Here is a 14,519-nt window from a genome sequence, read left to right as displayed (position 1 = left end):
TTAATGAAATCGCTTGCTTAAAAATTATTATAACTAACATTGTCAAAATTTTCAAAATAATAGTGTGTAAACGAATACATTATTGTGTTATTTTAAACTTTTTTAACTTATAATAGACTTATAATAGATTGTTTACTGTATGCGTATGCGGTAGTTTGGAGTGAAAAAATGGAACATATAAAAACATATCAATCTCAAACTTATCATTTGGAGCAAGGAACATTTGTGATAGAAGGTCCTGTTTCAAGAAATAACCTTGAATCTATGACATTTGATGATGGGCTCTTTGCATTTCGCCCACCTGCGGATCAATTTGAAGCCATAAAAGAAATTAGTGAATTAGAAGAAGGCAGAATTTTTGTACTACGTAATTCACAGCATATTATTGGCTATGTCACTTATCATTATCCAGACCCATTAGAACGTTGGTCTAGTGGTAATTTGGAATACTTAATAGAATTAGGCGCTATAGAGTTAAGCCTAGCCTATCGTGATTTACATTTAGGCAGTGAACTTATCAAAGTCAGTTTAGCAGCTGATGAATATGAAGATTACATCGTGTTAACTACTGAATATTATTGGCATTGGGATTTGAAAAATTCTGGACTTGATGTGTATGAATATAAAAAATTAATGCAGAAATTGATGGGTTATGGGGGCCTTGAAGTATTTGCAACAGATGATCCAGAAATTACAAGTCATCCTGCTAATTGTCTTATGGCAAGAATTGGTTCAAGAATTTCTATAGAACAATTACAAGCATTTGATGACATTCGATTTATGAATCGCTTTTTCTTTTAAAGGGGAGAAACATATGAGTAATACGCAACAATCAACGGGCTTTGTCTATTCTAATGAAATACTGCAATATCGTTTTAGTAATAGCCATCCATTTAATCAAATGAGATTAAAATTAACAACAGAATTATTAACAGATTTAGGATATTTAAAATCACATCATATTATTAAACCACGTATAGCTAATGATACCGAATTATCATTAATTCATTCTCATGATTATATTCAAGCGATCAGACGTGCTTCACATGGTATTTTAAGTGACAATGAAGCTAAGAAGTATGGATTAGATGGCGATGATACCCTACAATTTAGAATGATGCATAAGCACAGTGCACGCATTGTGGGTGGCGCATTGAATTTAGCTGATCACATCATGGATGATACAATCACCAATGGTTGCCATTTAGGTGGCGGTTTACATCATAGCCTACCAGGCCGTGCAAATGGTTTTTGTATTTATAATGATGTTGCAGTTACAATCGCCTATCTCATACAGAAATATGGGCAACGCGTGATATGTATTGATACAGATGCACATCATGGTGATGGGACTCAATGGAGTTTTTATACAAATGATCAAGCCTTAATTTATTCGATACATGAAACTGGAAAATTTCTTTTCCCTGGTTCTGGACGTTACACAGAACGTGGTAGCGAACAAGGTTTTGGCTATACAGTAAATATTCCACTTGAACCTTATACAGAAGATGATTCATTTCTGGAAATATTTAAAGAAACGATAGAGCCTATAGTAGCTTCATTTAAACCAGATATCATTGTGAGTGTGCATGGTGTTGATATTCACTACTTAGATCCACTCACGCATTTAAACTGTACGCTTGAATCACTATATCAAATTCCATATATCATTAAAGATTTAGCAGATAAATACACAAATGGTAAAGTATTAATGTTTGGTGGGGGCGGCTATAATATTTGGAAAGTTGTCCCACGTGCTTGGAGCCACGTTTTTTTAGCTTTAATCGGAGAAAAACCACAAACTGGTCGTTTGCCTGATAAATGGTTAACAAAATGGCAACAATACGCACCTTGCGAACTACCACAAACTTGGACCGATGAAAAAACTGACTATCACATCATACCTAGACAAAAAGAAATTACGGAAACCAATTTAAAATATGCTAAACAAGTGCTGAGTTGGTTTTAAATAAATCTACATCACATATACTGAGTTAAATCTTTAATTTAAATAAAAAACGAAATTCTTAATTAATAAGAATTTCGTTTTTTGTATTTCATTATAGTTTAATAACATTGATTGTTAATTATACTTTGCTATATCTACAAAAATTTTATTTTGTAGTACCTCTATACTCAACTCTATGAGGTAAAATCACATTAGGCTCGTCGATTTCTTCATCATTCATATATTTAGTAAGAAGTCTCATACCCACTGCCCCAATATCGTATAACGGTTGGATTACACTAGATAATTGAGGTCTTACCATTTCAACAAGTCTAGTATTGTTAAAACTTACAATTTGTAATGACTCTGGAACATTAATCCCTGCATCTTGAGCAGCATGAACTAGGCCAATTGCTTGTTCATCACTGATTGATAAAATTGCATCTGGCTTAGCAGATTTCAAAGCATCAAATGCACGTAGACCATCTTTATACGTTTCATTACCATTAAAAATCAATCCTTCATTTAATGAAAGTTTATGCTCTGCTAAGACGTCTTTTAATCCTACTAGCACATCTTCTTGTGCTTTTTTAGAATAATCTCCGCCCACAAAAGCAAACGTTTTTGCACCGTTTTCGATTAATTGATTTGTAATTTGTTTAGCTGCTGATTTGAAATCAATATTTACAGATGAAATACCTTCATCTTTACCATTTGTACCTGAAACTACTACAGGAACTGATGTTTTATTAATCAATTCTTTGATTTCTTCTGAAATTGTTCCACCTAAGAAAATAATACCATCTACTTGTTTACTTAATAGGTTGTTAAATATTTCTTTTTCTTTACTTGGATCATTATCAGAATTTGAAATAATTGAATGGTATTTATACATTGTTGCTATATCTTCTAACCCTCGAGCAAGTTGCGAATAATAGACATTTGAAATATCTGGAATAATAACGCCTACTGTTGTTGTTCGTTTACTAGCTAATCCTCTTGCTACTGCGTTTGGACGGTAGTTCAATTTATTAATAACATCGTTTACTTTGTCACGTGTTTCGGGTTTAACATTTTGATTACCATTAACAACACGTGAGACAGTTGCCATAGATACTCTTGCTTCTCTAGCTACATCATATATAGTTACAGTCATAATTTCCTCCTTGAAAGCGATTTCTTTATTATTATACTCTGTTTTCATAACATTTTCAAAGTTTACCATATTTTCACTAAATGTAAAATAGTTTTGTTTTGAATGTCATAATTATGTCATTTTATAAAATTATAAACCTACTAAATGTATTATATTTCTTATTTTCAGTGAAAACAAACCTTTTTCGTTTAAATTTTTATGTTTTTTATTAAAATCAAGTGTAATTTGATGATTCATCATTTAGTTTTTATTTTATATTTAAATATGCTATTCAGTTAGCATGTCACTCCAAAGCATGAGCATTTTATAAATTACCTCAATATGCTTCATTCATTTCAAAAATAGTATAAAGACACAAAAAACCCCTATTACAATTACTAATCAAGTAGTAACGTAACAAGGGCTTTATATATATCTTATTTTAATTGTTTGTTATTGTACATATCAGCTAATGGTCTAATTTCATTATAGAAATTCTCGAATTCATCGAAATCCATTTGTTGACCACTATCGCTTAATGCAACTGATGGATCAGGGTGGACTTCAGCCATGATGCCATCTGCGCCTACTGCTAAGCCAGCTTTAGCTGTTGGTAACATGATATCTTTACGTCCTGTACTGTGTGTAACGTCAACCATTACTGGTAAGTGTGTACCTTGTTTTAAAATAGGTACTGCAGAAATATCTAATGTGTTTCTTGTTGCTTTTTCGTAAGTACGGATACCGCGTTCACATAGAATAATGTTTTCATTACCTTGAGAAGCAATGTATTCTGCTGCAAAGATAAATTCTTCAATTGTTGCAGATAAACCACGTTTTAATAATACTGGTTTATTTGAACGACCTGCTTCTTTTAATAATTCAAAGTTTTGCATATTACGTGCACCAATTTGGAATACATCTAAATAATCATCTGCTACTTCAAAATCTGCAGGATTTACAATTTCACTAACTACATTCAGGCCGTATTTGTCTTTAGTATTTTTAAGAATCTTAAGACCTTCAACACCTAATCCTTGGAAATCATATGGAGATGTACGCGGTTTGAAAGCACCACCTCTAATGAATTTTTCGCCTCTAGCTTGTAAATTAGCTGCAACTGCATCAACTTGTTCTTGAGATTCAACTGAACATGGTCCAAATACGAATGATTTATTACCACTTCCAATAATGCCCCCATTATCGAATTGTACTATTGTATCTTCTGGTTTTAATTTTCTTGATACATATAAATGTTTTTCATTTTCAGATTTTTGTAAATCAGTAGAGGCTTTAAAAATTTCCTTGAATAATTGTTTAATCACATTATCGTTAAATGGACCTTCATTTTTATCTAATAGTTTATTAATCATTTCTTTTTCACGTTGAGGATCGTACACTGCTGTACCCTGCTTACGTTTTTCCTCACCAATGTTTTGTGCTATTTTTCCTCTTTTAGATAAAAGATTTAAAATTTCTTCATTAATATCAACAATCTCGCTTCTGAATTCTTGTAATTTGTCTGTCATTTTATTCACCTCTATGAAAAATTTAAAATCGATATTTTATTCTGCTTTAAAGCGATAAAATATTTGTTAAACGTAATTCTAACAATAACTACTTATAAGTTCAAGTAATGATTGTTAAAATTTCACTTTCTGTAAGTGAATATCCCTAATGGTAACTGAATTTTCAGTCATTTACCAGTAATATTTTACACTATTCTTTCATTTTCTATAATTTATTAACTTAAGTTTCATTTAATTCAATTTATTGTCATATAAATGCTCGAATTGTACTTTCTATATAATGATTTACTCAAACATTTATTAAATAAATACATTGTTTATCTCATAATTATTTTTGCTTTAAAAAGCACTAAAAAAGGATTGGCATTAATTTTAAGCGTCCATTATAAATTTGCAAAGCACATTGCACGTTGAGGCATCAAAATGTAGCTATATCGTCTAATCAATCAAATATATGCAATAAAGTATTTGTAGGCATTCTAGATGACTTAAATAACGTTCTAGATGCATCATAGTTATTTGTGTAATTATAATACTTCAAAAATAGTAACATAATCGTTTTAAGAGGCTCAATGAGTATAATAAATTCTAATTCGTATTACACTTAACATGACCTAGCTAATAAAAAGTATAAATTAAAAAGGAATCGAACAAAACATGTTCGATTCCTTTTATTATATTTCAGTTTTAGTAATGATTAATCATTAAAAGTTCTTTTGTCTATTTTACTTTGAGCTTTTTCTGATTTTTTCAACTGCGATCTGTTTTTAGAGTAAGTTGGCTCATTATGTCCACCTTTACTTTGTTGTGCTTCACTATCGTCTGTTGTTTTATCAGTCTCTACTTCATCATGCACAAGGATGCCATCTTTAAATGATGATGTCTTATCTGTTGTATTAGTAGTGGCTGCGTTCTGTTGCCCTTCACTTGCACTTTGGTTGCTAATATCAGTTTCTGCTTCATCATGCACAAGGATACCATCTTTAAATGATGATGTTTTATCTGTTGCATTTGTAGTAGCTTCGCTCTGTTGTACTTTGTTTGCAGTTTGATTACTAAGACCAGTTTCTGCTTCATTATGAACAATAATACCATCTTTGAAACTTACAGTTTTATGTGTCTGTTTTACACGTTGTTCTGCTTTTTCTGGTTTTGCAATCGTATTACTTTTATTTTTGTCTGCAGAGTTTTCTACTTTATCAGTTGATTCTACCGCATGACCAACTTTAGGTGTTACTAAATTAGGCACATCTTTTTTTGTGCTTTGTTTAGGTGTTTCTGGTTTTAATAAACTTGCTGTGTTTTCTGCAACTTTATTATCGTCATTTAAAGCTTTGTTTTTATTTTTAGCTGCTAACGCTAATCCAGATGCTGTGACAGTACCTGCTAAAGCGCCTGCTTTCAAATGATCATTATTTTTACTTTCATCTTCTTTTGAGTCTTTAGTAACTAAGTTAGGCGCATCTTTTTGATTATCACCTTTCGTTGTTTCTTCAGATTTCAAAAGATTATCAGTGTTTTCTGCAACTTGTGAATCATTATTTAATGATTGCTTTTTATCCTGTGCAACTTTAGCTAAACTACCTGCTGCTATTGCACCACCTGTTGCTGCAGCTGCAGTTTTTGTACCTTTATTATTTGAAGGTGTAGTAGTGGAATCAGCTAAGTTATTATCTGCTGCTTCTTCTTTAATAGCATTCTGCGCGCACTGACCTCGTCCTCAGTCGGTTCTGAATTGGGATCAATATGTGTTGTTGTGTCGTCACTCTGATCCAAATTATTATCATCTTGTAGATCTTGTGCTTGTGGTGACGTATCTGCTAAATTGTTGTCTGAACTTTCTTGCTGAATCGCCGCTTTTTGAGCAGCTAGTTCAGAATCTGTTACTTCAGTATCTTTGTTTTGCGCATCTGCGACTGTAGATTTAATACTATCTACTTGTTGTTCAGCATCTGTTTGTTCGCTTTCAGACTGCTCAATAATACTAGATTTAAAACGTGAGTCATCTTCAGAATCAACTTGAGATTTATCTTTAGTGCGTGACTTGCTTATAGAAATTAATCCAACAGCTGAGCCAATAAATGCACCGATTAGAAATCCGTAAACAAACTCATTTCTGGCACCTTTAGTAAAATATTCTGGCACTTCATAACTTTCTACATTTCTTTCGTAATTATCACGGTTATAGTACTTCATAATTGAATGCCTCCTATAACAAATGCACTTAAATAAGTTTCATACCTCATTTAAGTGCATTTGTTTGTTTAAATATACGAATTATTTATTATCTACACGTGTAGTATAGCTATGATTAGAATCATCTGCTACACTGCTCGCTTTATAATTTGCACTATCTCTACGATTTCTTCTGTTTTGCCATTTGTCAGCAACTTCCATTGCTACATTTGACCATTGAACTACTTGAGAAATTTTATCTTCATTTTGAGAAATATTGTGCGTGATTGAGTTTGTAACTCTATCAACTGAACCATTTAACGTTTGAGCTGATTCACCGATGCCTTTCACTGCATCAACTACAGAATTCAAACGATCTGATTTGTCTTGGATATCTTCAGTTAAGCGATTTGCTTTATGAAGTAAGTCCGTAGATTCACGTGTAATACCTTGAATTTGTCCTTCAACACCATCAAGAGTTTTTGCAACGTGATCTAAGTTTTTCTTAACTGAAAGTAAAATTACAACGATACCAATTACTAAAATAAGAAAAGCAACCGCCGCAATAATACCAGCTATAGGTAAAATCCATTCCATTTAAAACGCCTCCTATTAATCATATGTTGTTATTTAATATAAATACCCAAATCATTTTAACATAAACATATTAAAATGAGGTAGTAACACCCATTTCTTTCATATAAGCACGTTGAATCTTTTGAATATCGCCCGCACCCATAAATAAAATAACTGCATCACTATATTGTTCTAACGCATTCACAGTAGTTTCATCAATTAATGTCGCATTATCAATTCTTTGGAGTAAATCTTGAATTGTTAAATTACCAGTGTTTTCTCTTATTGAACCAAAAATTTCACATAAGAAAGTTTTATCTGCTAAATTTAAACTTTCAGCAAAATCATCTAAGAATGCTTGTGTTCGACTAAAAGTATGAGGCTGGAATACAGTTACAACTTCTTTATTCGGATATTTCTTTCTAGCTGTCTCAATTGTAGCACTAATTTCTCTAGGATGGTGTGCATAATCGTCAACTAATACTTGTTTTCCCACTTTTGTCTCATTAAATCTTCTTTTTACGCCACCAAATGTTTCTAAGGCTTCTTTTATATTATTTACATCCAAACTTTCAAGATAGCTCACTGTAATTACAGCAAGTCCATTTAATATATTATGATCACCAAATTGTGGAGATAAGAACGTATCATAATATTCATTTTTAATGTATACATCAAATTTAGTTCCATTTTCACTAATTTGTAGGTTATCCGCATATACATCATCATTTTTTGAAAACCCATAATAATATACTGGAACATCTGCTTCTATCTTACGTAAATGATCATCATCACCCCACGCAATAATTGCTTTTTTAACATTATGTGCCATTTCTTGGAAAGCACTAAATACATCTTCAACATCTTTAAAGTAATCAGGGTGATCAAAATCAATGTTAGTCATAATAGCATAATCAGGATGATAGCTTAGGAAATGTCTACGGTATTCACAAGCTTCGAATGCGAAATAATCACTTGCAGGAATACCTAAACCAGTGCCATCTCCAATTAAAAATGATGTCTTTTTATCCCCATTCATCACATGTGACAATAAACCAGTTGTAGATGTTTTACCATGTGCACCTGTTACAGCTACAGATGTATACTGACTGATAACATGACCTAAAAAGTCGTGATAGCGTATGACATCTAGTTTTAATTCATTCGCTTTAACAACTTCTTCGTGTGAATTTGGAAATGCGTTACCTTGAACAATAACCATGTCTTCTTTTATATTGTTTTCATCAAAAGGTAATATTTGAATACCTTTATTTTGTAATGCTACCTCTGTAAAAACATAATTATTTATATCTGAACCTTGTACTTCATTTCCAAGATCATGCATTATTTGTGCTAATGAACTCATGCCGGCGCCTTTTATGCCGACAAAATGATAATGTGTCATTGTAACACTCCTTTATCTCTATTTAATTCTCATTCAAATCTGATTCTGTAATGTATACATCTCTTGGTTTTGAACCATTTGCTCCAGAAACATAACCTAATTGTTCTAATTGGTCTACAATTCTCGCTGCACGATTATAACCGATTTGGAAATGGCGTTGTACTAATGAAGTAGAAATATGACCTTCTTTCAACATAAAACTACATACATCATCGAATAAACTATCCTGAGGTTGTGCTTCCGTTTTTTTCAATAATTCTTTTTCTTCAAATAAATATTCTGGATCTCTTTGTTGTTTTATAAAATCAACAACATCATCTATTTCATCATCCGATACAAATGTGCCTTGAACACGTATCGGTTTATTCATACCACTGCCTAAATAAAGCATATCTCCATAACCTAACAAGCGTTCAGCGCCGCCACTATCTAAAATGGTTCTTGAATCAACGCTAGATGATACCATAAATGCAATTCTTGTAGGTATGTTTGCCTTAATTAAACCTGTAATGACATTTACTGATGGACGTTGTGTTGCTACTAACATATGAATCCCACATGCACGGGCTTTTTGAGCAATACGTGCGATAGATTGTTCTACTTCTTGTGGCGCCATCATCATTAAATCAGCTAATTCATCTATTACTATAACAATTTTTGGCATTCTATCTTCGTAAGTTGCTTTCTTATTAAAAGCAGTAATATTTCTTACGTGATATTTTGCGAACACTTTATAACGACGTTCCATTTCTTCTACAGCCCATTTTAAGCTTTGTGTCGCCGCTTTTACGTCAGTAATAACAGGCGCTACCAGATGTGGTAAATCATTATATGGTGCCAATTCTACCATTTTAGGATCAATAAGTAATAATTTTAGCTCTTCTGGATGATTTTTATATAATAATGACATTAAAATACTATTTATGCACACAGATTTACCTGAACCAGTTGCACCAGCTATAAGTGCGTGTGGGGTTTTAGATATATCCATTAGTAAAGGTTCGTTATTAATTCTAAGCCCCATAGCAACAGTTAATTTAGACTCTGCATTTTTAAATGTGGGATCTTCAATAATTGAACGTAAATTGACTGTGGTAGCGTTCTGATTAGGAACTTCTATACCTACAAGGCTAGTACCAGGGATTGGTGCTTCTATACGAATATCTTTAGCTGCAAGTGCCATTTTAATGTCGTCTTGCAATGCAGTGATTCGAGAAACTTTGACACCTTTTTCTACTGATAATTCAAAACGTGTGACACTTGGTCCTTCAGTAACGTTTTGAACTTCAGCGGGTACATTAAAATAGTAAAACGCATCATTCAATTCTTGTTTTTTATCTTCAATCCAAGCGTTATCAATTTCATGTTGTTTAGGTTCTTCTAATAAATCTAAGTTAGGCAACTTAATATTTGGCCCTCTTCTAATTGTTGGCTTACCACTGTCGTCAGTTGTCTTGTTAGCGTCTAATTGATTGTGTGCCATCTCGGGTTTTAATTTCGGCTCTTGATTTTGTGTTATTGGTGACGTCTGTTCATTATTAATTTCAGTTTCCTTATGCTCCGCATGTTGAGCGGAGTCAACTGAAGATGGATTTATTTCATCGTCATGTTTTTCTGACGTTCCATGATTGATAGATTGTTCACTATGATTTGATGCATCCATAGTAGTTGATGGATGTTCTGTTATTTCGGGCGTTGATGTCAGATTTTGCTCTTGTTGCTCTTGTTGCTCTTGTCCAACTGTTTCATCTTTAACTACACTTTCAGTACCAAGATCATTGGATTCAATTTCTTTACTTTCATTTTGTGATGATTGTGATGTGTTACTTGAATTTGTAAAATGCTGATTACTATTCTTAGGTTTTTTAGCATCCATCATACGTTTTTTGTCAGAAGGTGTCATAACAACATTAAATGGCTTGCTACCTTTTCTAATTGATGTTTGATTGCTACTTGTAGCTGCTTCACTTGATTCAGTTGTTTCATTTTTTAGTACACTTGATTGCGTACTACTAGGATCAAGCTGTGTTTCTTGATCAACCACTTCATCTTCGATTTCAAATTGGTCTGTATCAGATTGCTCTGTATTGTATTGTGCTGAATCTTGTTGTACTTCAGCTATTTCATTAGATACAGATTCCGATGACATCTCTGATTCTGACGGTTGTGTCATATCTTGAGCACTATTTAGTTCTGTTTCAGTCGCTAACTCCTGATCTTCACAATGTATTTCGCTCTCGCCCTCAGATATAATACTATCCGCTTCTGTTAATTCATTTTGTGGGCTTGTCACTTCTCTATATTGAGCGTCTGATATATCTTCATTATCTTCTATTTCTACATAAAGATTTTCATCAGAAATATTTTCATTATTATCTTCAACTGTATTTAAAGTATCATCGTTTGAAATGGTTGTTTCGACATCATCATTTAATGATTTGTACTCAGTTGATGCATGATTTTCAATGTCACTATCAGGCGATTCTGATTCTAAATCTGCATCTACATTTACGTATTCATCATTAATTGTATGTACATCACGCACATGATCTAAATCAATTTCTTCATAATTAAATGGTGATGTAGCGCCTAAGCTGCTTTCATCCTCATTTTGTTGACTATCATCGGATAGTTGAGCGTCTTGAATCGATGCTTCTGTTTGATGTTCAGAAACATTTTTATTTTTGCTCTCTTCGTCTAAAGAGCTTTCTCCAATAAAATGGTGTGCTTGTTTGGCATACATTTCATCTATTGCTTTTTGTATGCTGTCTTCGTTATTATCTTGGTTTTCTTGACGTTTTTGTTGCAACGCTTTTTTGAATTGGCGTTTTTGAAGTACTTTACGTTCACGTTCTCTTCGAATTTCTTCTACGATTTGTGATGCGTAAATATTTTCAATATTAATTGCGTTGTTTACTTTAGGTTGTTCATTTGAAGATCGCTGCTTTTGTTCAGAAAGTTGTTGTGACTGTTCATTATCTTCTTCCACTTGCGCTTCTAAATAGTCATTATCTTCAAAAGAATATGGTTGCTGATTATCAACTTGTAAATTTTCATCGTCTGTTGCATCATTTGATGGTTCTACAAATTGGTCATTATAAATTTTAGTGTCATGTATTTCAGATGATTCCTGTGCTAGAGTTTGTGATTGTGTTTTGTTATCTTCATCATTTGAAACTTGCTCGCTATTTCCGTTTTCAGTTTCGTCTGAAGGTTTTATAACACCGTTTTCCAGCGGGTGTGGCTTTTGAGTACCAAATATTGCAGATGGCACTTCACTCGCTTTAAAATCACTCTCATGATACATAGGTATGTCTCTTTTAGTTTTCTTAGAAGCATTTGCACGTAAAACATCAGTTTGTATTCTCATTCGTTGACCTTTATGAGATTTTGGTTCTCGTTTTGGTTCTGAATATGTTTCTTTTTGTGACGGCTGATTTTCTGTTTGTGTATTAACATCATTAGAAGCTGTCTTATCATACATATGTCTACGTCTTCTCTGCTTATGATTAGCATTTATTGAGTCTGAAGCATGACGGTCACTATGTTGTTGATTACCATAATCTGAACTATCTTTTGAAATTGAATCTTCTTCTGGATGCTTGGCTTCATTCGCTTCTTCTAAAATACGCATTGGAAACCTGAATTTTCCTTTGGGTCTTTCATAAACATCATTGTTCTGAGGAAGTAATGAATCTTGTTCTTCTTGTTGTGTAGCTTTTTGACGTCGTTGGTTTCTTTTACTAAGATAATCTTCTGTAGAATCATTATCTTCTCCAAATAACTTGTCGAACCAGCTCATTCGTACATTACCTCCTTTTATTCTTCAAAAAATGCTTGGCCAACTGTATAATCATCAGATAAGACCATAATCCCTTTTTCTTGAGGTGCATTGGGTAAATCAAGTTCCTTCATAGAACAAATCATACCACTTGAAGCTACACCTCTTAGCTCAGCATCTTTAATAACCATACCACTTGGCATTACAGCGCCTACTTTAGCCACTACTACTTTTTGTCCAGCATCTATATTAGCTGCACCACAAACTATCTGTAACTTTTCAGTACTTACATCAACACTAAGCACACTTAATTTATCAGCATCTGGGTGCTTTTCTTTAGTTTCAACATAGCCTACAACAAACTTAGGAGATAAATCTGCCTTTAATTTAAATGTAAATCCAGCATCTTCAATGGCTTTTTGAAATTCATTAACTAATGTTTCAGTTAACTTAACATGTCCATTTCCACTTATAGTTGATTTTTCTGATACATTAAAAATGTTATAACCTACAACTTGTGATTCACTTTTAATTTCAACAACATCACCTTTATACTCATAGTTGAACTCACCGCTAGCTGGTTCAACTTGTAAAAATGCAACGTCTCCTACTGCTTCTTTATTATAAAATAAATTCATATCTATATACTCCTTATTTCTTATCTTTATTTTCGTATTGTTTTCTTGTTGCTTCTAATCTTTGTATCACGTTAGGATCTCTTTTTTGTTTGTTATTTTTTCCTAAGATGAAAATAGGCTCAAAATGACCTTTGTCGTAACCTAATGATAATGATGTGATAGGCACTAAGCCTTTTGTAAAGAATTCCATAGTTAAATGTGCCATTACGTCATAACCCGTTTTATTACGGATATCTGCAATAATCAAGACATCTTGATGTGGCACTGCAACTAACATTTCTCCTTCACATTGGTCTTGTATTTCATTTAAAAATGTTGTATTTAAGATTCTACTCGCATCATAGCCATCGTTAGAGTTAATAAAGTAAAATATATTGCCTTTTACTTCATCTGTAGTATATTTATTTTCTAATTTTCGCACATTAAATAAAGCCATTTCTTTTAATTGTTGCTTAGATAACTTCATTGACTCTAACATTTTTTCATCCATAAGACGATATGATTTCCCTAGATCAACTACATAGTAAATATTTGTTTCTGCAGTGTGTTCTTCTATAACAAATGCATTACCATCTTTGTCTTTTTTATCAAAGCTTGGGGATCTCAGTACTGGCATGATTTGAGCACTATTAACCTCTGATAGCCCCTCCCCTTTCATTTGTTCAATTGCTTCTTCTACATAATATACAATTTCATCTACTATATTTTCTTTTTGTTCTTTATATTTAGCTACTATCGTAGCAACTTTAACAGTGACGCCCTTGCCATTGTCTACTCTAGATATACGTAGCGTTTCATCTTCACGATTAAAAGTAAACTTTACTTCTGGTTTGCTTAATCGATCTTTTAATTTATCTCTCATTTGAAAGACATTCATTGTTAACACTCCTATTTACGTGCCTTATTATAGTTTACAATAAATACACCCTTAGGAACAGAAAAAATGTAAGTTCTAAGGGTATATATTTTTATATTTCAACATTAATTATTTACGAAGTAAAATTTTTTATAAAGAAGCTAAAAAGTTATCAATTTGTTCAATGGATTTTCTTTCTTTTCCAATATAACTACCGATTTGTGAGCCATTACGGAAAACTAAGAAACTTGGTATACCCATAATTCCATTTTCCACACAAATATCTATAAATTTATCTCTATCAACTGAGATGAATTTGTAATTAGTGTATTTTTCCTCCAACTGTGGTAATTCAGGTTCAATCACTTTACAATCAGGACACCAATCAGCCGTAAATAAAAATACTGTTTGCTCGTTTTTAAGTTGCTCAAATTGTTGTTCAGTTTCTAATTGTTGCATCCAATCACTCCTTAGTG

The 14,519-nt window shown here is 32.6% G+C and carries 12 protein-coding genes; 2 read left to right on the top strand and 10 right to left on the bottom strand.

The genetic code is table 11. The annotated features are described in order from the left end of the window. The first annotated feature begins 168 nt into the window (after positions 1-168). The gene (locus AAA453_RS07230) at positions 169-801 is read left to right on the top strand and encodes an acetoin dehydrogenase (RefSeq protein WP_069815356.1); all 633 of its coding nucleotides are present in this window, start codon (positions 169-171) and stop codon (positions 799-801) included. 13 nt (positions 802-814) lie between these two features. Then, complete coding sequence (locus AAA453_RS07225) at positions 815-1,969, top strand: acetoin utilization protein AcuC (RefSeq protein WP_427704229.1); 1,155 nt, start codon at positions 815-817, stop codon at positions 1,967-1,969. 145 nt (positions 1,970-2,114) lie between these two features. Here the strand turns inward: AAA453_RS07225 and ccpA are convergent, their stop codons facing one another. The 10 genes from ccpA to AAA453_RS07175 all read right to left on the bottom strand — a co-directional run bounded on the left by ccpA (position 2,115) and on the right by AAA453_RS07175 (position 14,502). Further along, positions 2,115-3,104 (bottom strand): catabolite control protein A, encoded by a 990-nt coding sequence (ccpA, locus tag AAA453_RS07220; protein WP_046465582.1) that lies wholly within the window; start codon positions 3,102-3,104, stop codon positions 2,115-2,117. A gap of 416 nt (positions 3,105-3,520) precedes the next feature. Next, a complete protein-coding gene (locus AAA453_RS07215; protein WP_002507320.1) occupies positions 3,521-4,612 on the bottom strand; it encodes a bifunctional 3-deoxy-7-phosphoheptulonate synthase/chorismate mutase in 1,092 nt (363 codons plus the stop codon). Between the two features lie 697 nt (positions 4,613-5,309). Then, positions 5,310-6,116 (bottom strand): hypothetical protein, encoded by an 807-nt coding sequence (locus AAA453_RS07210; protein ID WP_427704228.1) that lies wholly within the window; start codon positions 6,114-6,116, stop codon positions 5,310-5,312. A gap of 158 nt (positions 6,117-6,274) precedes the next feature. Then, positions 6,275-6,808 carry a hypothetical protein gene (locus AAA453_RS07205; protein ID WP_427704226.1) on the bottom strand — a complete coding sequence of 178 codons (534 nt, stop codon included), beginning with the start codon at positions 6,806-6,808 and terminating at the stop codon, positions 6,275-6,277. Positions 6,809-6,889: 81 nt separating this feature from the next. After that, positions 6,890-7,384, bottom strand: coding sequence for a DUF948 domain-containing protein (locus tag AAA453_RS07200; protein WP_046465584.1), 495 nt, complete (start codon positions 7,382-7,384; stop codon positions 6,890-6,892). Between the two features lie 70 nt (positions 7,385-7,454). Beyond that, positions 7,455-8,768, bottom strand: a complete 1,314-nt coding sequence (murC, locus tag AAA453_RS07195; protein ID WP_046465585.1) for a UDP-N-acetylmuramate--L-alanine ligase — start codon at positions 8,766-8,768, stop codon at positions 7,455-7,457. A 22-nt stretch (positions 8,769-8,790) separates the two neighbouring features. Then, entirely contained in the window at positions 8,791-12,570 is a 3,780-nt protein-coding gene (locus AAA453_RS07190; protein ID WP_427704225.1) for a DNA translocase FtsK, read from the bottom strand. 17 nt (positions 12,571-12,587) lie between these two features. Next, entirely contained in the window at positions 12,588-13,187 is a 600-nt protein-coding gene (gene ytpR, locus AAA453_RS07185) for a YtpR family tRNA-binding protein (RefSeq protein WP_069815347.1), read from the bottom strand. Between the two features lie 13 nt (positions 13,188-13,200). Continuing rightward, positions 13,201-14,064 carry a DUF1444 domain-containing protein gene (locus tag AAA453_RS07180; protein WP_046465588.1) on the bottom strand — a complete coding sequence of 288 codons (864 nt, stop codon included), beginning with the start codon at positions 14,062-14,064 and terminating at the stop codon, positions 13,201-13,203. 129 nt (positions 14,065-14,193) lie between these two features. Beyond that, positions 14,194-14,502 (bottom strand): thioredoxin family protein, encoded by a 309-nt coding sequence (locus AAA453_RS07175; RefSeq protein ID WP_046465589.1) that lies wholly within the window; start codon positions 14,500-14,502, stop codon positions 14,194-14,196. Between the last annotated feature and the right edge of the window lie 17 nt (positions 14,503-14,519).

The sequence above is a fragment of the Staphylococcus parequorum genome (genome assembly GCF_039237145.1).
Classification (GTDB): Bacteria; Bacillota; Bacilli; order Staphylococcales; family Staphylococcaceae; genus Staphylococcus; species Staphylococcus equorum_A.
This window is presented reverse-complemented; position numbering and strand designations above follow the sequence as displayed.